General features: G+C 60.5%; 14 protein-coding genes. 2 read left to right on the forward strand and 12 right to left on the reverse strand.

Features of this window, described 5'->3' with window-relative positions; translation table 11 throughout:
* The first annotated feature begins 76 nt into the window (after nucleotides 1-76).
* Complete coding sequence (locus PQG80_RS26050; protein WP_271754684.1) at nucleotides 77-946, forward strand: lipoate--protein ligase family protein; 870 nt, start codon at nucleotides 77-79, stop codon at nucleotides 944-946.
* Between the two features lie 756 nt (nucleotides 947-1,702).
* Here PQG80_RS26050 and PQG80_RS26055 read toward each other — a convergent pair.
* Complete coding sequence (locus tag PQG80_RS26055; RefSeq protein ID WP_271754644.1) at nucleotides 1,703-2,605, reverse strand: NAD(P)/FAD-dependent oxidoreductase; 903 nt, start codon at nucleotides 2,603-2,605, stop codon at nucleotides 1,703-1,705.
* A gap of 241 nt (nucleotides 2,606-2,846) precedes the next feature.
* Between PQG80_RS26055 and PQG80_RS26060 the strand changes: the two genes are divergently transcribed.
* Nucleotides 2,847-3,554 (forward strand): class I SAM-dependent methyltransferase, encoded by a 708-nt coding sequence (locus PQG80_RS26060; RefSeq protein WP_271754685.1) that lies wholly within the window; start codon nucleotides 2,847-2,849, stop codon nucleotides 3,552-3,554.
* A gap of 25 nt (nucleotides 3,555-3,579) precedes the next feature.
* Here PQG80_RS26060 and PQG80_RS26065 read toward each other — a convergent pair whose 3' ends face one another.
* The 11 genes from PQG80_RS26065 to PQG80_RS26115 form a co-directional block, all read right to left on the reverse strand.
* Nucleotides 3,580-3,999 carry a GNAT family N-acetyltransferase gene (locus tag PQG80_RS26065; protein ID WP_271754645.1) on the reverse strand — a complete coding sequence of 140 codons (420 nt, stop codon included), beginning with the start codon at nucleotides 3,997-3,999 and terminating at the stop codon, nucleotides 3,580-3,582.
* Nucleotides 3,996-4,481 carry a 2-thiouracil desulfurase family protein gene (locus tag PQG80_RS26070; RefSeq protein ID WP_271754646.1) on the reverse strand — a complete coding sequence of 162 codons (486 nt, stop codon included), beginning with the start codon at nucleotides 4,479-4,481 and terminating at the stop codon, nucleotides 3,996-3,998. The genes PQG80_RS26065 and PQG80_RS26070 overlap by 4 nt, the downstream gene beginning before the upstream one ends.
* 3 nt (nucleotides 4,482-4,484) lie before the next feature.
* Nucleotides 4,485-4,811 (reverse strand): MGMT family protein, encoded by a 327-nt coding sequence (locus PQG80_RS26075; RefSeq protein ID WP_271754647.1) that lies wholly within the window; start codon nucleotides 4,809-4,811, stop codon nucleotides 4,485-4,487.
* Between the two features lie 119 nt (nucleotides 4,812-4,930).
* The gene (locus PQG80_RS26080; protein ID WP_271754648.1) at nucleotides 4,931-9,778 is read right to left on the reverse strand and encodes a bifunctional 2',3'-cyclic-nucleotide 2'-phosphodiesterase/3'-nucleotidase; all 4,848 of its coding nucleotides are present in this window, start codon (nucleotides 9,776-9,778) and stop codon (nucleotides 4,931-4,933) included.
* 222 nt (nucleotides 9,779-10,000) lie between these two features.
* Nucleotides 10,001-10,492, reverse strand: coding sequence for a hypothetical protein (locus tag PQG80_RS26085; RefSeq protein WP_271754650.1), 492 nt, complete (start codon nucleotides 10,490-10,492; stop codon nucleotides 10,001-10,003).
* Nucleotides 10,493-10,729: 237 nt separating this feature from the next.
* A complete protein-coding gene (locus PQG80_RS26090) occupies nucleotides 10,730-12,523 on the reverse strand; it encodes an O-antigen ligase family protein (RefSeq protein WP_271754651.1) in 1,794 nt (597 codons plus the stop codon).
* Nucleotides 12,524-12,592: 69 nt separating this feature from the next.
* Nucleotides 12,593-17,488, reverse strand: a complete 4,896-nt coding sequence (locus tag PQG80_RS26095; protein WP_271754652.1) for an S-layer homology domain-containing protein — start codon at nucleotides 17,486-17,488, stop codon at nucleotides 12,593-12,595.
* A gap of 182 nt (nucleotides 17,489-17,670) precedes the next feature.
* Nucleotides 17,671-19,800: a glycoside hydrolase family 36 protein gene (locus tag PQG80_RS26100; protein ID WP_271754653.1), complete on the reverse strand. Its 2,130-nt coding sequence runs from the start codon at nucleotides 19,798-19,800 to the stop codon at nucleotides 17,671-17,673.
* Nucleotides 19,801-19,923: 123 nt separating this feature from the next.
* Nucleotides 19,924-21,258: an extracellular solute-binding protein gene (locus PQG80_RS26105; protein ID WP_271754654.1), complete on the reverse strand. Its 1,335-nt coding sequence runs from the start codon at nucleotides 21,256-21,258 to the stop codon at nucleotides 19,924-19,926.
* A gap of 600 nt (nucleotides 21,259-21,858) precedes the next feature.
* Complete coding sequence (locus PQG80_RS26110; protein ID WP_271754655.1) at nucleotides 21,859-23,757, reverse strand: response regulator; 1,899 nt, start codon at nucleotides 23,755-23,757, stop codon at nucleotides 21,859-21,861.
* A complete protein-coding gene (locus PQG80_RS26115) occupies nucleotides 23,750-25,597 on the reverse strand; it encodes a sensor histidine kinase (RefSeq protein ID WP_271754656.1) in 1,848 nt (615 codons plus the stop codon). The genes PQG80_RS26110 and PQG80_RS26115 overlap by 8 nt, the downstream gene beginning before the upstream one ends.
* Between the last annotated feature and the right edge of the window lie 130 nt (nucleotides 25,598-25,727).

Consider the following 25,727-nt stretch of genomic DNA (forward strand, 5'->3'; position numbering starts at 1 on the left):
GGCGGAGGTCCCGGAGAACGGAGGATCGGCGGGGGTCCGGGAGGGCGGAGACTCTCCGTCGTCCGACCGCGCATGGATGTCAGGGCTGTTGATCCTCGACCGGACAGATCGGCTGGAGGCGGACGATCCGCTGCACGCATTCGCGCTGGACGAGCTGCTGTGCCGCGCTGCCGGAGCCGGGGGCCCGGCGATCTGCCATCTATGGCGGCATCCCCGGGCCTTCGTCATGGGCCTGCGGGACAGCCGGCTGCCGAGGGCGCGCGAGGCGGCCGGGCGGCTCGCCGACCTCGGATACGGCGTGGCCGTCCGCAACTCTGGCGGAGCCGCGGTGCCGCTCGATCCGGGCGTCGTCAACCTGTCGCTCATCTTGCCCAAGGATCGGGCGGAGGACATGGCGTTCCACGGCGACTTCGAGCGGATGTACGACTTGATCCGGATGGCCGTGCGGCGGCTCGGCGGCGAGGCGTCCAAGGGCGAGGTCGTCGGCTCCTATTGTCCGGGGGACTTCGACCTGTCGATCGCGGGCCGCAAGTTCTGCGGCATCGCCCAGCGCAGGCAGGTGAAGTCCTACAACGTGCAGGCCTTCGTCATCGCCGAGGGCGAAGGCGCCGCGCGGGCAAGCCTCGTGCGCGAGTTCTACGCCGTGGCGGCCGAGGGCGCAGATTCGTCCGCATACCCGGACGTGGGGACGGACCGGATGGCGAGCCTCGCTGAGCTGACTGGAGCGTGGGATGCGGCCGGCGGCGGGGCGCAGGGCGGATTTGGCGGCGGCAATGGAGGTAAAGGCGCCGGGCTGTCCGCGCGATTCGCCGCTGCGGTGAAGGATGTCATCCGCGCTTACCAGACGCCCGCAGGCATCGCCAGGGCCGAAGCCGCGCTGCGCCTGCCCGCGTCGGACGAGATCGAGGCGATGGCGGCGTCCCTGAGGTCGCGCTACGGGTTGTAGTCTCAGCTCGGCGCGTCAAGGCGCAGCAAATGCGCGAAGCGCAACATTTGCGTCTACAGCGCCGCTTGGCGTCGCGCAGACAGTTCTAAGCGCAAATTTTGCTGTTCCAATCGCATTTTACATAAAAGGGCGAGCTGCAAGCGCAAACGATGCGCCTAGAGCTCGCCCTTTTCGCCGACCGGTACCTCTAAGCGCAAAATCTGCGCCTGCGGCCACGCGCAACGCCCTGCAACCGCGCTTTTCTCGCTTGCAGCTCCACGAACTAGCTCCTCGCCCGCTGCAGCCTCGCTTTTCTCGCCTACTGCTCCACTCACTCCATGCAACCGCGCTTTTCTCGCTTACAGCTGGACAAACCAGCTCCTGGCCCTCTGCAGCCTCGCTTTTCTCGCCTACAGCCCCCCACCGCTCCATGCAACCGCGCTTTTCTCGCCTACAGCTCACAAACTAGCTCCTGGCACGCTGCAGCCTCGCTTTTCTCGCCTACAGCCCCCACCGCTCCATGCAACCGCGCTTTTCTCGCCTACTACCCCACTCACTCCATGCAACCGCGCTTTTCTCGCCTACAGCTCACACACTAGCTCCTGACCCGCTGCAGCCTCGCTTTTCTCGCCTACTACCCCACTCACTCCATGCAACCGCGCTTTGCTCGCTTACAGCTCGACGAACTCGGTTCATGCCCGCCGCCGCAGGCTCACCTTGCACGCCTCAAGTCCTTGCAGCCTCCGTTCGCGAGCACCATCCGCCGGCCCGCGGGCGTCAAGCGAACGCCTCGTGCGTCATATCCTCGTTTATGCCGATCGCGGCGCGGCTGCCTTCGGCGGCAGCCACGATGAGCTGCGCCGGCATGATGCACGCGGCGTCGCCCGCCGCGTAGACGCCCGGCACGCTCGTACGGCCGGCGGCATCCGTCTCGATACCGCCATATTGCGTCAGCGCGCAGCCGAGCCGCTCCGCGAACGGCGCCGCTTGGCGCAGGCGCTCGGCGACGAAGCCGCCCGCGCATGCCGCCTCTTCGCCGTCCGCGAACCGCACGGCCGTCAGCTGCCCGTCCGCGCCGACGAGGCGCTCGATCTCCCGGTGGTCGATCCGGATGCCGCGCGCCCGCAGCACGCGCTCTTCTTCCGGTTCGAGCGACTTGTATCCGTTGGTGCAGACGAGCAGGTCCCGGCTCCAATTGTAGACCGTCTTGGCCAGGTGAAACGTGTGATCGTTGCCCGCGACGAGCACGAGCGGACGATCCCGCAGCTCCCAGCCGTCGCAGTAAGCGCAGCAGAACAGGCTTCTGCCATAGAAGTCGCCGAGCCCCTCGATCTCCGGCAGCAGCTCCTTCAGCCCGGTAGCGAGCAATAGCCTGGACGCAAGCCAGCTTTCTCCCGCTGCGTCCGTCAACCGGAAACTGCCGTCGGCCTCGCGCGCCACGTCCTCCACTCGGCTCCCCCGGATCCGCACGCTCGGGTAAGCCGCCAGCTCATCGTGCGCAAACTTACGCATCGCCGCCGGCGAGGCACCGTCCCGCGTCAGAAACCCGTGAGAGGCCAGCGCCACCCGGTTGCGCGGCTTCCCTTCGTCGAACAGCGCGACGGACCGCCTCGCTCTGCCCAGCACCAGCGCTGCGCTGAGGCCGGCGGGTCCGCCGCCTATGATTGCACAATCCAACAAGTCTCGTCCCCTCCGATCTCCGTACGGCCGTCCTGCCGCCAACCCTAATTAAGGTATTATACCCACATCACAGACATAGCCCCAGCCGCTTGGGCAAGACTAAGATCTCGCGATAGCAAGTCGAAACGCTCATGCCTCCCGACGGAACAAGCACCTCCAACTCATAGTTAATAACTATAAATAAAATATATTTTATATATTTCCATCAACGTATCAGCAGGCACTATGATAAGAGCAACAAATCCGGAGGAGGTGCGGCGATGAACCGAACGTAAAAAAGCACTTCGACGCGGCCGCCGGCCAGTATGACGAGCAGAGGAGAGGGCTGATTCCTTGCTTTGACGGCTTCTACGGCATGGCGATCTCTCTCGTCGCGTCCGATGCGGCGTCTCCTCGCGTGCTGGATCTGGGGGCGGGCACAGGCCTGCTCGCCGCGATGGTGCGCAGCAAGCTGCCGCAGGCGCGGCTCTCTCTCATCGACATGAGCGAGAGCATGCTGGAGGTGGCTAGGCAGCGATTCGCAGGGGATCCGGACGTCGAATATACCGTGGCGGACTACTCCGCCCATACGTTCGAGCCCGGCAGCTACGATATCATCGTTTCCTCGTTGTCCATTCATCATCTGACGCATCCGGCCAAGCAAGCTTTGTTCAAAAAGCTGTACGATGCCCTCACGCCCGGCGGCGTCTTCGTCAACGCGGATCAGGTCGCCGGTGCCACGGAGGCCGCGGACGCTTACTACCGCCAGCGTTGGTTGGCCGAGATCGCCGCGAGCGGACTGTCTCAGGCCGCAATCGACGCATCGGTGGAGCGGCGGGCGGTCGATATCAACGCGAAGCTCGGCGATCAGATGGATTGGCTGTCGCAGGCGGGATTTCAGAACGTCGACTGTATGTACAAATACTTGGACTTCGCCGTCTTCTACGGTCTTAAACCGGCTACGCCCTAATCTCGCGACGCCTGGCCTGCTACGGTCATACGTCCCGGGAATATACGAAAAACCCGCTTCGCCGCCGCCAGCCGGTCGCGGTCCAGAAGCGGTCCCCGGCACCGTTGTCTTCCAGCACGAACAAATGGCACTTGTCGATGCCTGCATCGCGAAGCTTGGCCAGGCTGAGCTCGGCCAGCTGGCGGGCGATCCCTCTGCCACGGTAGTCAGCGTCTACGGCGGCGTGGTAGATGAAGCCCCGGCGGCCGTCGTGACCGCACAGGATCGTGCCGGCCAGCGCGCCGTCCGCCTCGCAGACGAAGCTCAGCCCCTCATTGCGGCGCAAATAGACCGCGATCGCCTCTCTCTCGTCCGCCTCGCTCAGCGCCAAGCCATCGATGCGCCGCCAGAGCGCGATCATCCGGTCGTAGTCCGCGATCTCCATCTTCCTGAATTCCATTTTCATCGGTCCGAATCCGTCCTCTCGCGCTCCAGCCGGGCCAGCTCTCGCTCGGCCTCTTCCAGCTGATCCTCTCCGAAAACCCTGAAACCGTGCTTGCGCAGCAGCGCCGCCGTCCTGCCTTCGCCCTGGCGCTTCGCGCCGCTGAAGGTACCGTCGTAAACGAATAGGCTGCCGCAGGAAGGGCTGCTCTGCTTCAGAATCGCCAGCGCCACGCCATGCGTTCGCGCCGCCTGCAGGGCGATCTCCGCGCCCCGGTCGAATGCCTCCGTGAAGTCCTCCCCTTGTTCGGTCACAACCCGGTCGCCCCGAATCTGCGCCGGCGGCCGCGGCGTCGGCAGCCCGCCTGCGACTTCGGGACATACCGGCACGAATCGACCTTCCGCCTGCCAGCGCGCGAACCTCGGATCCTCGCACAGCTTGCCGCCGCCGTCGTAGCGCACCTGCTGCCCGAGCAGGCAAGCGCTGACCAGTATTTTCTGCTGCATCCGCTATCCCTCCCCTTCCCAGCTCGCTCCGTCCCATCTGCACTGCGCGAGGTCTACGCGGTAGTCCCCGTCGAACATCACGCCCTCCTCCTCGAGCAGCGCGCGCTGCGTATACCGGGCCTCGTCGCCCGGAAGCGCGATCTCGCCCTTGGCGTTCACGACCCGGTGCCACGGAAGACCGTGCGCTTCGCTCAGCGAGTGCAGAACCCAGACGACGCGTCTCGCGCCGCGCGGGCTGCCCGCGGCGGCCGCTACTTGCCCGTACGTCATCACCGTGCCGGCCGGTATTGCCTTTATAACTTCGATCACTCGCGCCGTGTATGGCTGCATGCCGTCTCACCTCTATGTTACAGCTTATAATAGTTCACATAGAGACGCCAAGCCCCCGGGGCCGAAGCGCCCGGGAGCTCGATGATCCAGCCGTATTCGATTCGTGTCGCGTATCGGCTTTAGAAACCGCCGCCCGACTCCGCCGTGGGCAGCAGGCCGTGTACGACCTTCGCCGCTTCGGCGCGCGTCGTAAACCCTTGCGGCGCGAAGAAACCGGCGCCGCGGCCTTGCATCAAGCCTTCGTCCAGCATCCGGCCGACCGCCTGCCGCGCCCAGCCGCTGATCTCGCCGCCGTCCTTGAGGCCGGCGGTACCGGCTGTGCCGCCCGACTTCAGCGCCGGGATGCGCGCCAGCATGACCGCCATCTCCTCGCGTGTGATCGGCGCGTTCGGCGCGAAGCTGCCGTCGCCCTTGCCCGTGATGAGGCCGTTCGCGAACGCGATGCCCACGACTTCTGCATACCAGCTGCCCGCCGCTACGTCCGCGAACGGGACGCCGGCGCCCTGGGCTTGCAGACCGAATTCCTGCACCAGTAGCTTGGCGAATTCGGCGCGCGTGATCTGCCGCTGCGGCGCGAAATTCGCCGCATCCGTGCCGTCGATCAGCTGCCTCGCCGCAAGTTCCGCGATGACGTCCTTCGCCCAGTAGGACGCGGGTACGTCCGCGAAGCTGCGTTCGTACGCCAGCGCCGCATAAGTGCCCGGCTCCGTCACCTCGGCCGTCAGCACGCCGCCTTGCAGCTTAGCCTTGACATAGACCGGCTTGCCGCCGTCGATGCGGTACAGGTTCGTCAGCTTCGCGTTCGCGCTGCCGTCGATTCCGATCGCGATCGAGACAGGCTCGGCAAAGCCGCTCAGCGTGCCCACTGTCGTACCGTCCTTCACCAGGACCGACAGTCCAAGCTTCGTCACGGAGCCTGCGGCCTTGACGCTTAGATTGGCGTTCTGCGCGCCCGCCAGCAGCGAGGTCGAAGCCTCATTCGTCAGCCTGCTGTAATTGAGCGACAGGGTCGCGTCCTTCGCCGCGTCGCCCGTGGCGAGCTTTGCCGCGTCCTCCAGCACCTTGGCCGGTAGCGACAGGCTCACGCCGTTCAGCTCCAGCTTGACCCGGTTGCCCGCGCCAGCCAGCTCCGCGATGTTGAGCGGCAGCGAGATGCTGACGTCGGTCGCGCCGGCCGGGATCGTCACCGGCAGGCTCACGACGCCGTCCACGGCCTTCGGCACGTCCTTCGCTTCGACGCTCACCTTCACCGGCGCTCCTGGCGTCGGCGTCGGGGTCGGCGTAGGCGCCGGATTGCTTGGCGTCGTCACCGGCGGATTGTTCGAGTTGTTGATGCGTCCCTCGATCTTGGCCGCGATCACTCCGCCTTTGAACGTATCCACGATATATTGATAGAAAATATCCAGGTCGGTCGGACCCACTACCGCGCTTTTGGCTTCGGTCAGCACCTTGTAGTTGTCGCCGCCCGCCGCCATGAAGTTATTGACGACCGCCGTGTATTCCTTGTTGTCCTCGATCGGCGTGCCGTCCGTCTTGGTCAGGCTCGTGACGCGCTGCGCGACCGGAAGCGCCAGGTTGGCCGAATACTTCAGGCCCGAGATCTGCAGCGTCTTCGTATCGGCGGTTCCATCCGGCTTGACGCCCCACTGCTGCTGGAGCAGCGTGCGGATCTGGGCGCCCGTCAGCGTCAGTTTCACGAGCGTATTGCCGAACGGCTGCACCTTGGCCAGATCGCCGAACTTCACTTCGCCCTTCGGCAGGTCCGCGCGGATGCCGCCCGGATTCATGAACGCGAAGTCCGAACCGGGGAACGCGCTGCGCATCGCGTCCGCGATCAGATTGCCCAGCGGCGCTTCATTGTTGTAGGCATCCGTACGGACAATCGAGCCATCCGTCGTGCCGACCGGATTTTTAAGCTCCGGGTGCTTGTCGAGATATTTGTTCACCAGCTTTTCGGTCTCCGCGTCCGGCGTCACGCCGTCCTGGAACGTCGTGGTGACCGTAGCCGACTTGCTCGCGATGTCGCCCGTCGCCGGATCGACGACCAGTTTGACGTCTTCGAAGGCGGTGCCGTAGGAGTAGGCTTGGACGACCAGCTTGCCGTCTACGAGGCCGTTGGCCAGCGCGTGGTTGTCGCCTGCCATAATAACGTCAACCTCGTCGTCGACGCTGTTCGCCAGATCCGCGGCTTCGCCGGTCGTTAAGCCGGTCGCGGCGTTCGTGGTCGCAGGGTCGTGCGCCAGAACGACGATGCTCTTGATGCCCTGCTTTTTCAGCTCTTCTACCGCTTTGTTCACGACAGGCGCCTGCTCGACCAGATTGACGCCCTTCAGCCCTTCGGGCGACACCTTGGTCACCGTAGCCATCGTGACGACGCCGATGAAGCCGATCTTCACGCCGCCGATCTCCTTCACCACGTAAGGCGCGATGATCGGTTCGCCCGTCTTCTCGTCCACGACGTTGGCGTTGATATAATCGAAGTTCACGCCTTTGTGGACGACCTTGCCGCCTACCGGATCGATGCCGCCGTTCAGCTGCACCTTCAATGCCGCCACGCCTTGGTCGAACTCGTGGTTGCCCAGCGTGCCGATATCGAACTGCATCAGGTTCATCCATTCCAGCGTCGGCTCGTCCCGCTCCAGCGAGGAGACCGGCGCGGTCGCGCCTACCGAGTCGCCGTTGTGAACGAGCAGGCTGTGCTCGTACTTGGCGCGCGCTTGCTTGATATACGCCGCCAGCGTCGCAGCTGTGCCGACCGGCTTGTTGTTCACGATCGAAGTCGTGTCGAGCTGGCCGTGCAGGTCGTTGATGCCGATCAGATGCACTTCGACCGGCTTCGTCGGCGTCGGCGCCGTCTCGCTCAGCCGCAGATCGTAGATCTCAAAGTCTTTGTCGTTCGTTTTCCCGGTATCCGCGATCTTGCCGTTCGTCTCCGCCGCATACTTCGAGGCCGCAGGCGAACTCGTGAAGGTGATATTCACCTTGCCCTTGATCGGCGCGAACGTCCAGTTGCCGTCCGCGCTCGGGCTTACCGTTTTCTTTTCCGAGATATAGTCCATCAGCACTTGACGGTTCTCGTCCTGGGAATCGACGGCCAGCGTGGAGCCCTTCAGCCCCGGGAAATTGCCGCCGCCGCTCGCGCGGTAGTTGTTCGTGACGACGATGAATTCCTGCTCTGGATCGATCGGCTCGCCGTTATACTCGAGGTTTACGATCCGGCTGGACGATGCGTCGTTCATGCTGCCGTCCGGCTTGTACTTGGCCGGCTTCGTCACATCGATCTGATAGGTGACGCCGTCGATGACGTCGTAGTTAAAGACGGCGAAATCCGGATTCAGCAGCGACTGCGACAGAGACTTGGTCGGGTAGATCTGTCGGAAAGCGCCGGCGGACATCTCCAGCCACTCCTTGACCGTCGACCCCTTGATCACGACCGCCTTCAGCGTATTGTCGTACAGGTACAGATCGCTGGCGCTGCGGATCGTGAGGGGACCCTCGTCGATGTCCGTGTACTCGGACGGCCCGTTGCGGCCCGCCTTGAACGGCGCGCCGGCGCTCAGGATCGGCAGGCCTTCGTAGACCGTGCCCGCCACCGACCGCTCCGCGTACCACTTCTGCGCGTCCGTCACGATCTGGATCGACGGATCGTCCTGCACCATCGCGAAGTAGCTGTTGATCGGCGCATCCGTCTGCCCGAGCTCCTGACCGGTATAAGCGATCGTCGCCTTGTGCTCGGCAGCGACCGCGCTCACGACAGCCGCGTCAGGCTCCACGTTGGCGTAATTCACTTTGTCGATCGTATGGTAGATCGAACGCGTGGACGATTGGGAGCCCGTCTTGTCCACCGTCCATTTGCCGCCCGCGTCCTTGACGAGCTTGAGATCGATGAGTCCGAGACTCGCGCCGCCGAAGCCCGACTGCACGGCGAATACGCCGTTGATCGTGCCGCCGCCGAGGCCGTAGACATTGTTCACGACGCTGCTTGGCGTGTTGTACGGCAGATTGGTGGCGGGGTCCTTGAACAACCCGTCCAGTGCGGCGTTGGTCTCCGTCGGGAAGAGCTTGTGCGTATGGGAAAAGGTGATCGCGTCGATGCCCGGCACTTTGCTCAGCGCGTTCACGTCATTCTCCGACAGATCGCCTTCGACCGCGTTCGCGTCGAAGCCCGTGTGCGCCAACGCCACGATGATATCCGCGCCGTCCGCCTTCATCAGCGGCACGAAGTGACGCGCCGTCGCCGCGATGTCCCGCGTCACGACCTTGCCGAACAGATTGGCCCTGTCCCAATCCATGATCTGCGGCGTCACGAGGCCGATGACCCCAATCTTGACGGTCTGGTCGACGCCTGCGTCGTCCTTGAACGTACGGGTCAGAATCTCGTAGGGATCGTATGAATTGGTCGTCTCGGCAGCCTGAGCGACGCCGTCGTGGTTGTCGTCCATGTATATATTGGCATTCACATAAGGCAGCCGCCCGCCGGTAGCGTCCTTGGCGCCGGCAATCGCCTTGTCCAGATAATCCAGCCCATAATTGAATTCATGATTGCCGAAAGTCGCGGCGTCGTACCCGAGCAGATTCATCGCTTTATACATCGGATGGACGCTGTCCGGGCCGGGCAGCTTGTCCACTTTAGCCATATAGGTGCCGAGCGGAGTGCCTTGAATCAGGTCGCCGTTGTCGAACAGCAGCGCGTTAGGCCGCTCCGCGCGCGCCTGCTTGATCAGCGTCGCGGTGCGGTCCAAGCCCACCGCCACCGTCTCGGCGTTCTTGAAGTAGTCGTAGCCGCGGACATTGGTGTGCAGATCCGTCGTCTCCATAATGCGTACGTGAAGCGGCGCTTCCGTCGTCGCTGCCGCAGCCTTGTCCGGCGCGAGTAGGCCGAATCCTCCGAACACTTGAGAGACCAATACAGCCGCGGCCGTTACGGTCGAAGACCTCTTGCCCCAACTCGTCATCCTGTTCAACATGCTCGCTCTCCCTTCGGTTCGCATTCTCTGCAAGTATATCGCATGATATCACTAATTGATCGCTTAATTTGTAAAAGATATGTAAATGACCTAGAACAAGGGTCCCGCAAAATGGCGCCTTCCCGCAACAGGAAACAGACCCATGCGCGGTTCGCATGGGTCCGTGCCGCTTGCAGCTTGTGCCTGCGGCCTGCGTCTGAGGCCTGCTCTGATCCGCCCTCGTTAAATATATTGCACGTCGGGCTGCGTCCCCAGCGGCAGCAGCTCGTAAAGGTAGAGGCCGAGCAGCTCGCGCTCGATGGCGGAGATCGGCAGCGACGAGCGGATCGTCAGGTGCACGGTCGCGTTGTTCCGGTCGTACCGCTCGAACGAGATGTGCCCGCCCGCCAGCATCCGGTCCACCACGTCGATGATGTCGTGCAGATCGAGGCTGCGGTTCATTGCGGCTTCCACGACGAAGTCGGGCACTTCCGGCGCGGCCGGAATCCGTTCCTCCCGCGTACTGCCGTATGGCTTCACCTTGAAGCAGACGAACGGCGTCAAATAAGCGGCCGCGAACTTCAGCAGGCTCGCTTGGTCCTCCGCGCGAAGCTCCAGCTGGTCGTCCCAGGCATAGATCGTCGCCGTCTGCTTGCCGCTGGTATGGATCCTCACGTATCTCAGATGAGGAAATCGCTCCCGGACGAGCGTTTCGGACAGCAATCGGGTTCCCATCTGGGCATCCTCCTTCGCTATTGGCCTTCGAGGTTCGTTCTTGGGGGCGCTTACACAAACGATGATCCGCCGCTTCGCTCTTCCCTTTGTTCGCGTATCGCCGGAAGATATTCACTATTATATTCGGCGCGGTCCGGGATGTATGTTCGCGAGCCTACAGTCGGGGAGCGGAAAATCGCCGGCATGAAAAAGACTGCCGCGCGGGGCGGCAGTCTCGCAAATCAGATTGGCAATCCATTACGACCGTTGTGCAGGCGAGCCGTTTGCGGATGCCCGTTGTGCCAGCTCTTCGCGCCAGCGGACCATGAACCGGTTGCGGCTGACCAAGTCTCTCAGAAGATCGAGGGAAGTTTGATCGTCGCCTTGCTCCCAACGAATATCGCTGTTCAGCTTCTGATACCAAATCTGCTCGGGATGCAGCTTTATAGACTTTTCGTTCTCGACTCTCGCCACATCCAGATAGCGGCGGTCTCCATTACTCTCGAACTCGCTCAGATACAATCGGGCCTTGCGATCATGGACGCGGTCCGCAAAGATGGCCGCCTCCGCGCTGCGATCCAGCAGACGCGCGGCGTCCGCCTTGCGCTGCTCGGCGATGGCTCGTACCGCCGCCTGCTGCAGTTGGTCGGAGACGAACAGCAGCGTCGCTACCGCCAGCAAGCATGCCGCAGTGGCGGCGGCAAGAGATTTGATCGTAATGCGCATAGTGGCAGACTGTACGGGAACAGCTCCGGTCGCCGTAACTTCTGACGCTGGCGTGGCTCCAAGGATGAACAACATTCCTAGCAAATAGGGGAAGGACAACGAGAAATCCACCAAACTGTGCGCAAGCAGAATGCAACAGGCCAAGCCTCGGACTGCATAAAAGAGGGAGGCATCCCCCTCCTTGCGCTTCGCATAGGAGATGCACCGTCCGATTAGCGCCATGCAGGCAGCAGCGAAGAGCAATAATCCGATCAGACCGGTCTCGGTCATGATTTGCAGCGGCTCGCTATGGATGAATGCGGTGAAATACGCCGCCGATTGATAGTGATATTGCATGTATGTCCAAGCTCCGGCACCGAACCCCCAGACCGGCGATTCCGTAAACATCGACCAGGCGTCACGGTAGTAGACGAGACGCGTGGCGCCTTCGCCCGTGCGGGAGGCGACCGTGCTCCACCGTTCCGTCATGCCGGACCCGAACCAAAGCACCGCGGCTGCCGCAAACGGAGAGAGCGCGAGCAGCGACATCCGGACAGCCCGATTCGACATCGCCGCATCCGGTACTCGGTACAGCAGGACAAAGATCGCGGCGATCGAAATCGCAAGAAAAGGCGACCAACCGTACATGGCCCCCGCGATCAGACCGAGTGTCGCGGCGGCGCTGGCCCGCAGCCCAATCATTCGATGTGAGCGCCAGCCAAGGAAGAACATGACAGCGAAGGAGGCAAAAAGCAGGATCATGACGGTCCGGGACTCGGTGAGATACAATCCTCCGGCACAAAGTAAAATGGGAATTTGCAACAGCCTTCCCCCGGAAGAAGAGGAAAATGAGGCCATCAGACCGTAAGCGATTAAAATGCCGAGCAGCAGCAGAATGGCATAACCGTTGGCATAGTCGATGAAGCCGGCGAGACGCCCGTCTACGAATCGGTCTGTTGCGACTGCAATCGGCACGGATAAGCCCAGCAGCCAAGTCCAGGCAGCCCAAATGCGCGCCATGATCGCAGGAGAAGCGGCTCGGGCAAATAAATACAGAGGCGCCAGCAGCGAGATCTTAAGCAGGCCAAGCAACGACTCGTACCGGTCGGTGCCGTACCAGACGCTCGCCGCATATAGCGCCGTGAGCGCGAGCAGGATGAGTAACATCATATCGCGCGGCAGATTGCCCCGGAACAGGAAAACCAGAAATCCAAGCAAGACGATTATGGCCGCTCCCGCAAGCTCCGATTCGAACATGAAGCCTCGGATTAAAGGTCCGGCGAATAAAAATAACAGTAGAACGATCGTGCCCGTATCGATGACTCGGGCGTTGGCCGGTTTAGACATCGCAGTTTTCATCCATTTCCGATTGAGAATAAAGGAAGGGACCCGATCGCTCGGGTCCCCCTCGCTTCCTTATTGTGCAGTACGATTGAGCAAATTGACAAGCATCTGCGCAGCTTCGGCGCGAGTCGCCATTCCCTTCGGATTGAACCCGCCTGTGCCGTCACCCTTGATCAAGCCGTTAGCAGAAGCGAAGCTAACAGCTTCCTTCGCCCAGTTACTAATCTTGGCCGCGTCCTTGAAGGCAGTCGCCTGGCCGCGTGTTGCCGACGGATCTGCGAGCTTAAGCGCATTGGCCATGATGACGGCCATCTCCTCTCGCGTGATCGGGCGGCCGGGAGCGAACGTATCCACGCCGCTGCCCTTCACAAGCCCGCTCTCGAATGCCGCTGCAACCGCCGAAGCGTACCATGCCGTGCCGGGCACGTCCTTGAAGGCAGCCGTCTCTTGCGACTTCAGCGCCAGGGCGTTCACCAGCATCGACGTGAACTCGGCGCGTGTCACCGTACGATTCGGCTCGAACTTATCCGCAGTCGTACCGCCGACGACCAGCTTGGCAGCCAGCTCCCGAATCGCCCCATAAGCCCAGCTAGAGGCGCTCACGTCGGCGAATTCTTTTTTGATTTCCAGGACGCCGTATTTGCTGAAATGGTTAACGTTGGCTACGATAGAGCCGGCGACCCACTTGCCGGGCACAAACGTCAGGCTTCCGTCTTCCGCGATGTAAAACACGTTCGCCAAGCTTTTTTCTGCATCTCCATTGACCTCGAAGATCAGCGTAATCGGTTCGGCAAATTCGGAGAGCACTTTTGCCTCGCCGCCCTTAGACTGAATCGACAGCTTGAATTCAAAGACAGAGCCTGCAGCCTTCGAGATAGCTCCTGCCGGTGTCTTAATTCCAGCCGATACCTCGCTTGCGCTAATAGGCACGAGCGACAACGATACCTGTGCATCTGCCAATGCATCCTTGCCCACCAGTCCTGCTAACTGTTGAAGCACAGCCGGCGGAATGGATACTTTACCGTGGCTCCCCACGAACGCCAATGCATTTTTGGCACCATCGCCGCTTAGGAGGCTGGCGGGCACCGTCACCTCTTCGCTGTCCTTGATCTGCAGCGTGATGACGCCGTTGGCGGCTGCCGGGATATCCTCCGCTTTAAAGATCGCTGCCTTCGGCGAAGCAGCACCCCCAGGCTCGCTGACGCTACCACCTCCGCCACCGCTACCTGCGCCGCCCCCGCCGCCGCCACTCGATCCTCCGCCGCCATTATTTCCACTAGTTACAGTGATGCTTTTATTCAGTACGGTCGACATACCTGGCCCCGTCGGCATTTGATAGGTCAAAGTGTAGTCGCCAGGATCCAGTTTAGTAGTCAGCGTGAGATCATAGCCGGTGCCATAGGCGACACCTGCATATACTTTTTTATTGCTGCTATCTCGGATAGTTACGATTCCCGGTGCATAATAAAGGTAGTTGCCTCCCGTTATTGATGCATTCATCAGCACCAATTCTCCGCTGGTCAACTCCGGTTTTACGCTGATTATCGAATCACTGCCATTCGAGATTTGCGTCACGGTCATTGTAGATTGAGAAGCTTCAACCTGCCCCGTAAAGGCTAGCGTCTTCTTGCCGTCGATCGACACCTCATCGCGCGTTCTCCAGTCTAAGTACCAGGCCCGCTCATCCTTGCTGAAAACTGGCGTTGAAATTTGGAGAGATTGACGGCCTCCAGGTACATAAACCTTATCCAAGATTGAAAAAGCATTATCGTAACTCATTCTATAAGTAAATGAATCATTCATAAAAGCCTGGACGCCATGGAACGGTAGTCCCTTTTCCAACTGCAGTTCATATGTCGGGTCGTTGACCGCGGTCCATTTACCGTCGGCATTAACATGCACGGACTTCCTCATATCGTAACCTATAGAACCTCCGTTGACTCCATACAGGTCTATCTTAAAATCAGTCTGGGCCGTAATTAGCGTCGCTAGAGTCATGCTCGTACCGTACCCTCCTATCCTGCGATAGGGGATGTTAATTGTATTTCCTCCGTCGGCGGTGGAGAAGGTAAAGGTTGCGTTCGCATTGCGCAGAGATGCCGGTAAGTCATTAAATTGCATATCGAGCTTCTTAGCTTGAGCAGGAAAGGAAATCTGTTTCTTTTGCAGCAGTTCGTCACCCGTTACCTTTAACTGATAGTAATAGATCACATTGTTACTGTAATTCGATTCGTACCTAGATAGAATCATGTGAAGAGCATAGTTTTGATTCGCTTTCAGCTCGACACCTTTTGGAATCATTAACTTTCCATTCATAATTCCTAATGTGTAAGGAACCTGAGCCCCTCCGGCCTCTTGAAGCAAGGCGTATCCTTCAGAGTGATCACCAAAGCCATAAATATCCGGGTACTGGACCGGCACCTCGAAGGCATCTTCGTAATAATTGCCGCCTTCGACCGAGATCTTCTCTTCACCCGTTAGTTTAACGAAACTATCAGGGAAATTCTGCCTTGTTAGACGAAGGGTGTACGCTCCTTTTGGTAGCGGCGCTTCAAGCCAGAAGCTATCCACTTTGGGTGCGGAAATCGGATCTCCAACAGGCTGGTTCGCTGAATCGAAGAGCCTATAGTCTACCAACCCGCCGGATGCAATGTTCGTAAACGAAGCATCGTTGTATCCAATCGCAGTATACCCGTAACCTTCAGAGGCAGGTTCAAGAGCGATCGTTCGGAGGGCGCCCCCGTCGTTCAACTTAAAGGTGATATTATCGCTTGTCATCCCACGCACGATGTCGGCTGTCTCGATTAAGGATACTCCTGTTAGAAGATTATCCTGAGAGTCCCAATAGTCGGTATATACTTTTTGATTCACGGAGCCGGCCCAATACACCTGTTGCTCGGGCGTCCGATTCGTAAAGGACGATCCGAAGGTCAGCGTCCGCCTTTCATTGACGGGACCAAGGTACTTGGCGAGTGAGTAACGGTAGCCTTCTTTATCGATATCGAAGTATGCAACGGCGTTCAGACCTTTAGTCACGTAATAGTGCTTCGCGGCAAATCGGTCTTCGTACCAGCTGTAATTAATGTCTAATTGACCTTCATAGCCGGAGGGAAGTGCAACCTCTATTAAATCACCGTTCAGATCAATCACGTTTTCGACGCTCTGCAGCTTCAATTGTTTATTTAAGAAATAACCACTGTCACCGTCGATGAGCTTCGTAAAAAAGTCCACCGTATGCGAAGTTTGAATCCATGCTTCCGCAGTTTGTCCGATAAACGGTATGGACCACGGATAACTTGATTCCTCTCCTTGCTCGTCGAGCAAACCTACAAGCAACGGGTCACCGCTGTTGGCCTGGCTCGCATGTAAGGAGACGTGCTTCAATCCTGCCGCAGTAAACCGCAAGCGCTGATCGTCACGCGTAACGCTGGCCGTGTACAGCACACCAGCTCTGCCGGAGGACGTATCGCCAGTCACCACAAGCTCGTAGTCTAGTCCCTTCATGAGATCGCTATAAGGAATGATCGCCTCACCGTCTTCAAGGCTCCAGCTATCTACCTTGTATGTGTAGTTGGCCTTAATTCCTTCATTAGCCTCATCTACATAAGGAGGCTGTGTTCTGTACAAGGTTGCCGTGCCTTCTGTCAGCGGCACCCCTTTTTCGTTTTCAGCCGTGACGTAAAGTCCCTTGTCTGCGTAGTCGTCTGCATTTTCTACTCGCAGCAAATTCGTCTCCGTGAGCGGCTGGGCAAGCCCGGGGTATGTGGCAGAGAACACAACTTTGTACATCCCGGATGATAGCTTCTGGTTAAAATCTGCCCGTAACCAAGAATCTCCGACGTTAGCCGTTGTTCCTTCGTACACAATATTATTTTGACTGTTAATAACTTTGATGCCGTATTGAATTAAATTCGCACCATTCCCATTCAGTTTGGAGACATTGCTAAGCAGGAAGTCACCGCTCTGAATTGAGAAGGAAGCATAGACTGACTTTCCCGAAAGAGAAAGATCCAGGGTTTTGATGGAGGGAGGACCAAATTGCAAAGATCGGTCTGACTGCAAGTCGAAGTTATATGACGACCAGGTATTTCTTATCCCTTCAACGTCAATGGTCTGCAAGCTTAATGAATAGTTACCTTTTGACACTTGAATTTGATTCACTCTTTGAAAAGTTCCATAACCTTCAGGGTTAAATAAGTCGACTTGTTCATTGTCCGTCGGAACCGTTAGCTTGATTGTCCGCGCGATATCTTCGGCAGAGATAGCCAAATTGGCGCCTTCTGAGATCTGGATCGTCTTTTTCACAAGGTAGCCGACTTGGCCTGATCTTCCCATAGCGGATAAGGTTAGAGAACCAGGTTTGGCTATAATAGCCGTCCCGCCGTTCCGCGGAAAGAACGATAAACTGTGTCCCTCGAAGGAAATTTGGTACATTAAGTTAAGCCAATTGTCTGCCGGAGAATCGGCAAATTGAGAACGAACAGCATCATCGCTTAACTTCCAGTCGGTCATACTGGAGAGCTGGTTGCCTGCAATCGTCGCAGAGTCTATATAAACATTGACCTGATTTAAATTCACGGTTTGCATCATCATAACGACCTTAATTTGATCAGACGGTTTCCAGTTCGCCGAGGCAAGACTCATCATTCCGTTCTCTATCGGCAAATATTGATTATTCGCGTACGCGAATCCCCATCCATCCAGCGGCGTACCGTCGCTGCTTTGTACTTGTATGGACCGACCTGGAGCCGCAAGGGAATAGGTGGACGAAGCGACGGAATAGGTAGACGAAGCGATACTCTCTGAACTACTCATTCTGTCAGGCAGCGGGAGATCCTGAGGAATAGGCGCCTCCGTTATAGATGGATCGCCGTTTTCAATCCGCTCAACTTGTTCAGCTTGAGCGGGAATGGCAATTGCTAAGCATAATAAAATGGCCATAAAACTTGTCCAACTTCGTTTAAACATCTCGGATCCCCCAGAATTAGCCTATTACTAGCACTTTCGAATCATATCATGGCCAATCCGCAGTATTTGTCGAATATCGTCGATGAACTTGAACAATCTACAACTCTTCTTTAAAAATAGGCAATTCCAAGCCTCCTTGTTTACAAAGGAGGCTTGGAACTGCCTTTTATCTTAAGCTCTAATTACTTGAAGCGTAACTCCACCAACCGCGCCGTCCGCTCCCGCGGCAGCGTCACGCGCAGCGCGCCGGCCTCGGCGTCCCAGGCGACGGAGCTGCCCTCGTGCGCTGCCGGGTACGCGATGCGCGCCTGCACCTGCACTGCGCCGGCATCGCCTGCGCCAGCGCTCTCCGCCGCCAGCCACGGCAGCGGCAGCGCGATCTCGGCCGCTTCGCCGCCGATGCGCCAGACCGCGACATAGGCGCGGTCCTCCGCGCGGATGCCGAAGCAGATCCAGTCGTCCTGCTGCGTCGGCAGGCCGAGCGGCCAGAACGGCAGGCCGGCGGCGATGTCGGCGCGCATCGTCTTGTAGTAGTCGAGCGCCTCCTTGACGAGCGCGCGGCGGCGCGGGCTCAGCTCGGCGACGTGGCCGCTCTGGTGGACGCGGAGCAGCATCGCGTTGACCATGTTGAACACGACCTCCTCGTCGTCGCCCTCGCGGAGCGGATACGACCAGATGGCCGATTGCTCCGGCGTCAGCGCGGACGGCGAGGCGGCGGCGATCGCCGCGTACTTCACGTAGTCCTCCTGATCGCTGGTGGACTGGATGCTGTGCCGGCTCAGCATCGCGTAGTCCATGCGCATGCCGCCGCTGGAGCAGTTTTCGATGACGAGGTCCGGGTACCGCGCGAAGATGCCGTCAAGCCAGGCGAGGTAAGCCCGGTTGTGCTGCAGCAGGCCGTCGCCGAAGCTGTCCGCGTCGGTCTCGGTGCCGATGCCCGCGTTGATGTTGTAGTCCATCTTGATGTAGCCGACGCCGTAGTCTTCGACCAGCCGGCGGATGACTTCGTCCGCATGGGCGACGACGGCGGGGTTGCGGTAGTCGAGCTGGTAACGCGAGCGGTCCTTCACCCTTTTGCCGTGGCGCATGAAGAACCAGCCGTCGTCCGCGTCCGCCAGCTTCGGGCTGTTGATGCCCATGACCTCGAGCTCCAGCCAGAGGCCGGGGATCATGCCTTTGCCGCGGATGTAGTCGAGCACGTACTTGATGCCTTCCGGGAAGCGCGCCTTGGACGGCAGCCATTCGCCTACGCCATCCCACCAGTCGCCGTCCGCGTACCAGCCCGCATCGATGCAGAAGTACTCGCTGCCGATATCGGCAGCCGCATCGATGAGCGGGAGCAGCTTCTCGGTCGTCGGCTGGCCCCACAGGCAATTCATGTAGTCGTTGAAAATGACGCGTAGCAGCCGGTTGTCGTCGTTGGGACGCCGGATCGCGCGACGGTAGCGGGTCAGCTCGCCGATGGCCGCGTCGAAGCCGCCGCGCGTCGCGCCGACCGCCGCCGGCACCGAGACGAACGATTCGCCCGGCGCAAGCTCCAGCCACCAGTGATTGTCGTGCTCGGTCGGTCCGCTCACGAGCAGCGTCAGATAATCGAACTGGTCGATGATTTCCCAGTGCCACGAGCCGTTGTGCTCGATCTGCCAGAACAGCTGCGTATCCGTCTCGCGGTTGTCCAGCACCGCCATCGGGATATGCTCGGCCGCCGCCCAGGAGCCCGTGTTGCTGCAGGCAATGCGCTTCGAGCTGCGGTCCGTCACATGCGACAGGCCAAGCTCGGGCAGCGAGTAAGTACGCCATTGCAGCTCGCTCTGCCAGCCGGTGTGCGGGATGGAGACGGACATCTTGTCGTCGCGGTCCAGCGCGCCTTCTTTGTCGAGCCCCGTCAGGGCGAACGTGGATACGTACTCGACGCCCAGCGCCGCCGCGCCGCCATTGCGCAGCGTGGTCCAGCAGCGGGCGACCGCGATGCCGTCGTAGAACTGGAAGTGCGACACGGCCTCGAGTTCCGTCTCGGGATCGGCCAGCGTCACTTCCAACTTGCGGCCGGGTCCGCTGCGCACGTCGCTATGCGACCGGTATCGCATACGCAGGCCCGGGAAGGTAGCGCGATGCGTACGTCCGTGATACTCTGCGCGGTCCTCTCCCGTGAGCTGCAGCTCCAGCAGCCGGAAGCCCGGCATTTGCTTGTCCGACACCGCTCCGGCACGATACGGCTCGGTGCCGAAGTGCATCAGACGCGCATCCCCCTCCTCTGTCACCTCGATATGCAGATGCAGGCCGTTCTCGGCAACCTCGATCCTCTTGCTCATTTTCGCACGCTCCTTCTGTTCAATACGCTCCGCTTCAAAAGGTCCTATAAACGCGCAGAACCCAGTCCCGAAGGGCTGAGTTCTGCCGTATCCTGTGCCGCATGCATGACCGGTGATGATCGATTATTCAGCGGATCCCAGTTGAATCCAAGCTTGCTGAATCTCGGTGATCGCCTGGTCCTTCTTCTTGCTGCCGCCGACATAAGCCTGCATGATCTCGCCGAACTTCTGGTGGAACGTGTCGAGCGAGTAGTTGACGGACAGATCGCCGGACTTATCCGTCTTCAGGATCTCGTCCATTGCCTTCGGCATCTGCAGATCCGGCAGCGGAGCGTCCTTGATCGGCGGGATAACCTTCGCTACGTTGGAGAACCAACCTTTGCCGTACTCGGAAGTATACAGCCAGTTGAAGAAGTCCGTCGTCTCGCGGGCGACCTTGGAGTCCTTGTTGATGCGCAGCGCCTGGTCGGCACCGGTGATGATCACGGATTGCTCGGCCTTGTCGCTGACCGGGTAGCCCATGATGCCGATCTGGATGTCCGGCGTGATCTTCTCGATGGCTTCTTCGTCCCATGCGCCTTTGCCCGTCATGATCGCGGCCTTGCCTGCCGCGAAGTCGCCGACTTCGGCGTTGCTGTCGCGCTCAAGCGGCTTGTCGGTGCCGTGCTTGATCGTCGTGTCGACGAAGCTGAAGAAGTTGTTTTCCAATACCGGGTGATCCTTGAACGTGGTCTTGCCTGCGATAAAGTCGGCGACCAGCGTCTTGGCATCCGTGCCCGCGTCTTGCGCAGCCGCATCTACGAAGTGTTGGAAGACGTGCTTCCAGGTCCACCATTCCTTGTAGGCGTTGGCGAACGGCGTGATGCCCTTGGCTTCGAGCTTGGCGATCGCGTCGTCGAGCTGCGCGGTCGTCTTCGGCACCTCGGTGATGCCCGCTTCCTCGAACAGCTTCTTGTTATAGATGAGCGAGAACAGGTTGCCTTTGACCGGCAGGCCCAGCACTTTGCCGTCGGTGGACGTCATGTTGGCGCGTACGGCGTCGGTCATGGCGGCTGCCAGCGGTTCGTTGGTCAGATCCGCGCTGTACTCGGCGAACGTGTCGATATCTCCGCCGGCCGTCGTCTGGAAGACGTCCGGCGTGTTGCCGGATGCGATGCGCGACTTGAGAACCGTGTTGTAGTCGGCTTGCATGATCTCGAGGTTGATCGTGACGTTCGGCTTGACCTTCTTATATTCTGCGATGTAGGCGTTAAATGCGTCCGTGTACTCCGGCGATGCCGTGAACATGTTGATGGTAACCGGCTTGTCCGAGCTTCCCGCCGATGCGCTGGCCGATGCGCCCGCGGACGCCGAACCCGTCGATGCCGCGTTGTTGTTGTCGCCGTTGCCGCCGCATGCCGCCAGCAGACCCGCCATCATGACCGCGCTCACGGATACTCCCGCAATTCGTTTTAGCATGTATAGTGCCCCCGATTCGTTCGTTGTTTTGGACTACGATGCCTATTCTATAGAACCGCGACGGGCAACCCAATGCACTTAAGTAATCTCTTGAGGGTAAAAAAGCGGACTCGTCGGGCGGTTCGCTTTTTTACCTAAGCCGCCGAATCGCCATCGTTTGAAGTAGCTAAGCTGGCAGCGAGCAGGTGTGGCATAGCACCAATTTGGTGCTATCGACATCGTCATGGCAAACAGGAACCTCGGGCGGGTGCGAAATAGCACCGCTTTGGTGCTATAAGCCGCGGCAAGAGCATCCCAGGCACCTCGGGTGGTGCGCAATAGCACCGCTTTGGTGCTAAAAACCGCGGCAAGAGCAGCCATGCACCTCGGGCGGGTGCGCAATAGCACCGCTTTGGTGCTATAAACCGCGGCAAGAGCAGCCATGCATCTCGGGCGGGTTCGGATCAGCACCAAATTGGTGCTATGAACTGCAGCATGTGCAGTCACGCATGGCGGGCAGATGCGACCCAGCACCCTTTTAGTGTGGTAACGCACAGGCCGTGACGTCCGGCGTGCATCCCGTAGTGCTCGGCCCGAGTGAGAGACTTTCGAGCACCGTAGTTACGGCGTCTCCGCCCCCTGCGCCCGATACTCCGACGGCGATAGGCCGACGTAGTTGCGGAACGCCTTGGAGAAGTAATTCTTGTCCTTGAAGCCGAGCATCTCGGATATCTCCTGGATCTTAAGCTCCGGGCGGTCCAGCAGCGCCTTGGCTTTGTCCATGCGCACCTTCTGCACGTACTCGTGGATGCCGAAGCCGTATTGCTGCTTGAACAGCTTCATTAAGTATTCCCGGCTCAGAAAATACCTCTCGGTAAACATCGAAATCTTGATGTCCTCGAAGTAATGCTGCTCGATGTAACGCTTGATCTCGGCTACGTCGAAGTTGCGTTCGGGCGAGAGCGCGGCACGCGCCAGCTCGGCGTAACGCTCGCATATCCGGCAGACGAGCGCCTCGAACTCGTCGATGCCGCCGAAATCCGCGGACATCCCGAGAGCCCCCAGCGCCCCGCCGCCCCGAACGCCATCACGGGCCCGCGCGCCGGCGCCGCTGCCAGCGCTGCCTTCGGCTGAATCCGCGCCTGCGCCAACCGGCAGTCCCAGCTCCTGCGCGATCTCGCCGAGCAAGAAGAGAAGCTCCTCCAGCAGACGGTCCGCCTGCCGGAAGCTTAAGTGCCCGTGCTCGCGTACGCCCGCCATGAACTGCTGCGCGACCGTGCGCGCCTGCACGGCGCTCCCCGCCTCGATGGCGCCGCGAAGCTGCGCCATACGGGACGCGATGGAGACCGCGGACGCGCCGGACTCCCTGCCCCCGTCTCGCGCCACGCCCGCCCCTTGCTCTCGGCGCCACTCGCTCGTCGCGCCTGCCTCCCGCACGCTCGCTCCGCCTGCACCTTGCTCTCCCCCCCGCGCGCTCATCGCACCAGGCTCCCGCATGCTTGCTCCGCCCGCCCCTTGCTCTCGGCGCCACTCGCCTGCCTCACGCACGCTCGTCCCGTCCGCCTCCCGACGCTCGCCCCCCGGCGCCGGCTGCAGCTCGTCCCGGCGGAACAAGTCCGCGCCGTCGGCCGCGGCGGCAGCCGCTTCGTACGCGTCCGCCAGCCCGCCGACCGCGACGCCCGGGCCGCTCAGCCCTGCCGCCGTGCGGATGCCGAACAGGTCGGCCAGCCCCTGCGCGATCTTGCGCACGAAGTGCGCGGCGCGGAACGCCATATCCTCGGGATACCCCCCGGTCATGGCGTGGATGACGATCAGCTCCCGGTCCCGCTTCGGATTGGCCAGGCCGAAGCTCTGGAACCCATCCTCCCCGAACTCGCCGACCACGTTGGCCGCCGCATAATGCAGCAGCGCGGTCTCGCCCTTGAAGCGCCCGGCCGCGATCTCGTCCAGGTTCAGCACGCGCAGCACCGATACCCCGAACCGCGTCCCCGGATCGTCGGCGCCGATGAGCCGCAGGTAGGCCTCGCTGCTCCCCGCCCTGAACGTCCGGGCCAGCAGCGACAGGTAGATGTTCTCCTTGAGCTTGGGCAGCGACATATTGAGGGCGATATCGCGGTCGATATGGTCCCGCTTGCTGTCCCGCCTCGCGTCCAGGACGCCCGCCGCCTTGCCGAGCGCCTGGTTGAGATCGCCCCGGTTGACCGGCTTCAGCAAGTAGTCGACCACCCGCGAGCGGATGGCCTGCCTCGTGTAGTCGAAGTCGTTGTAGCCGCTGATGACGATCGTGAACAAGTCGGGGTAATCCCGCTCCACGACCTGCAGGAACGCCAGCCCGTCCATGACGGGCATCTTCATGTCCACCAGCACGAGGTCCGGCCGCTCCCGCTCGAGCAGCTCCAGCCCTTCCTTGCCGTCGGCCGCCTCCAGCACCTCGCCGATGCCGTGGCGCGGCCAATCCCCCAGGATCCGGATCGCCTCGCGGGTCGGCTCCTCGTCGTCGATGATGAGCGCTTTATACAAGCCGTCCGCCTCCTCCCGCCGGGATCTTCATGCGGAGCTCCGTGCCGCCCGCTTCGAGCGTCTCGATCTCGAGCCCGGCGTCTCCGCCGAACAGCAGCTTGAGCCGCGCGTCCAGGTTGCGCAGGCCGATGCTCTCGCCGCTGCCGCTGCGGTTCTCCCACGCCTCCTCGAACGAGGCGAGCACTTCCCGCAGACGGTCAGGCGCGATGCCGGGCCCGTCGTCCCGAACGGCGATGACCGCCCGCTCTCCCTCCAGGTAGACGGAGACCGAGATCGTGACGGGACGCCGCACTTTTTCTACCCCGTGCTTGATCGCGTTCTCGACGAGCGACTGGATCGACAGCTTCGGGATGGACAGCTGGAGGAGCTCGTCCCCGATGTCGTAGACCATGGCGACGCGGCTGCCGAACCGAGCCTTCTGCAGCATCATGTACCTTTCCACGTGCTTCAGCTCCTCATTAACGTAAACGATATCCTTGCCGCTTATGCAATAGCGCAGCGTGCCTGCGAGGGCGTCCACCATGTCCGCCACGTCGTCGTTGCCGCTCCGAAGCGCCTTGGTCGAGATCGCCTGCAGCGCGTTGTATAGGAAGTGCGGATTGATCTCGGCTTCGAGCGCCTTCAGGATCGCGTTCTGCTCGGTCAGCTTCATCTTGTACCGCTCGTTGACGAGCTCGTTGGTCCGCCGGACCATCAGATTGAAGTGACGGGACAGATACGCGATCTCGTCTTGACCGCGCACCTCGGTCACGGCCTCGAAGTCTCCCGCGCTGAACCGGCTCATCTCCTTGGACAGCCGCTTGAGCGGGCGGGTGATCGCGTTCGAGGTCAGGATGACGAGCCCGAGCGCCGCGACGAGAAACCCCGTGCCGATCCAGATGCTGATGCGCCGCGCCTCCACCGCCGTCCGGTAGATCTCGCTGAAGGGGATCGGCTTGACGAGCCGCCAGCCGTCCGGCTCGCTCACGTTTTCAACGACGAGATAGCGCCCTTCTTCCCCCTGCCACTCGAGCCGGCCTGCCGTCTCTTCCTCGCGAAGGAGCCGCAAGAACGATGCGTCGGCGGCTGCGGTCGCGTAGAACCCGGGGTCGTCGACATGAAACGGCGTATCCCTTGCGTCCAGCAGAATCGTATGCTCGCCCGCGCTCTTCGGAATGTCCGCCATGATCGCGTTTTTGGCGGAATCGTTAACGTAGAAGCTCAGGACGGCCCGCGGCATGCGGTCCCTCAGCGAGCGCAGCACCCGGTGATACGCCATGTACACGTCGTCCGGCGCCGTGCCGTAGCCCGTATCGTGCGAGAGGGCCAGCGACTGGACGGCCCGGTTGTGCGGATCGGCCATCGCCTGCCGGTACCAAGCCTGCTCCGGGACGGTATCGTCCTCCACGGCGCGCACCGTCACGTTATAGCGCTCCCGGGTCACGTACAGATATTTATGCGCGTCCACCAGATACAGGTAGATGCTCTGCAGATCGGTGCGGGCATAAAAAAGCGAGCGCAGATAATCCTCCAGATACAGCCGGGAGGCATAGTCGTCTCCTACGCGTCCGACGGCGCGCAATAGCGCATCGTATTCGATCTGCGGCAGCGATAGCTGCTCGAGCTCGCTCATGTACTTCGCGTAGTTCTGATTGACCAGCTTCAGGTTGCTCCGGTTGCTGGCGATGCTGTTCGCCACGGATTCGCGCTCGATGATCTTGTAGGCGATGAAGGTCAGGCTCGAGACGATCAGAATGATGATGGACGTGAACAGCAAGATGAGCTTGTTCACCAGGCGGCGGGAAGGGGCCTCGCCCAGGCGGCGGGCCGTCCTCCGCAGCCATCGCGGAAAAGTCTGCATGAGTTCCTCCAGTTCAGTTCACCTTATTACCCTTAAGTGTTTACTTAAATCCCTTTAGGAGGCTTTCGGCGCCGTTTTATAATGCATTATAGCCTAATCGTCCCGTATGTACAGTCCGCGATCCGCTTGT

It is taken from the genome of Cohnella rhizoplanae, assembly GCF_948329515.1.
Lineage (GTDB): Bacteria > Bacillota > Bacilli > Paenibacillales > Paenibacillaceae > Cohnella > Cohnella rhizoplanae.

Coding starts and splice junctions, on each gene's coding strand:
- PQG80_RS26085 (WP_271754650.1), bottom strand. CDS start 10,492: ATGGGAACCCGATTGCTGTCCGAAACGCTCGTCCGGGAGCGATTTCCT.
- PQG80_RS26050 (WP_271754684.1), top strand. CDS start 77: ATGTCAGGGCTGTTGATCCTCGACCGGACAGATCGGCTGGAGGCGGAC.
- PQG80_RS26075 (WP_271754647.1), bottom strand. CDS start 4,811: ATGCAGCCATACACGGCGCGAGTGATCGAAGTTATAAAGGCAATACCG.
- PQG80_RS26090 (WP_271754651.1), bottom strand. CDS start 12,523: ATGTCTAAACCGGCCAACGCCCGAGTCATCGATACGGGCACGATCGTT.
- PQG80_RS26095 (WP_271754652.1), bottom strand. CDS start 17,488: ATGTTTAAACGAAGTTGGACAAGTTTTATGGCCATTTTATTATGCTTA.
- PQG80_RS26070 (WP_271754646.1), bottom strand. CDS start 4,481: ATGCAGCAGAAAATACTGGTCAGCGCTTGCCTGCTCGGGCAGCAGGTG.
- PQG80_RS26100 (WP_271754653.1), bottom strand. CDS start 19,800: ATGAGCAAGAGGATCGAGGTTGCCGAGAACGGCCTGCATCTGCATATC.
- PQG80_RS26065 (WP_271754645.1), bottom strand. CDS start 3,999: ATGAAAATGGAATTCAGGAAGATGGAGATCGCGGACTACGACCGGATG.
- PQG80_RS26105 (WP_271754654.1), bottom strand. CDS start 21,258: ATGCTAAAACGAATTGCGGGAGTATCCGTGAGCGCGGTCATGATGGCG.
- PQG80_RS26080 (WP_271754648.1), bottom strand. CDS start 9,778: ATGTTGAACAGGATGACGAGTTGGGGCAAGAGGTCTTCGACCGTAACG.
- PQG80_RS26115 (WP_271754656.1), bottom strand. CDS start 25,597: ATGCAGACTTTTCCGCGATGGCTGCGGAGGACGGCCCGCCGCCTGGGC.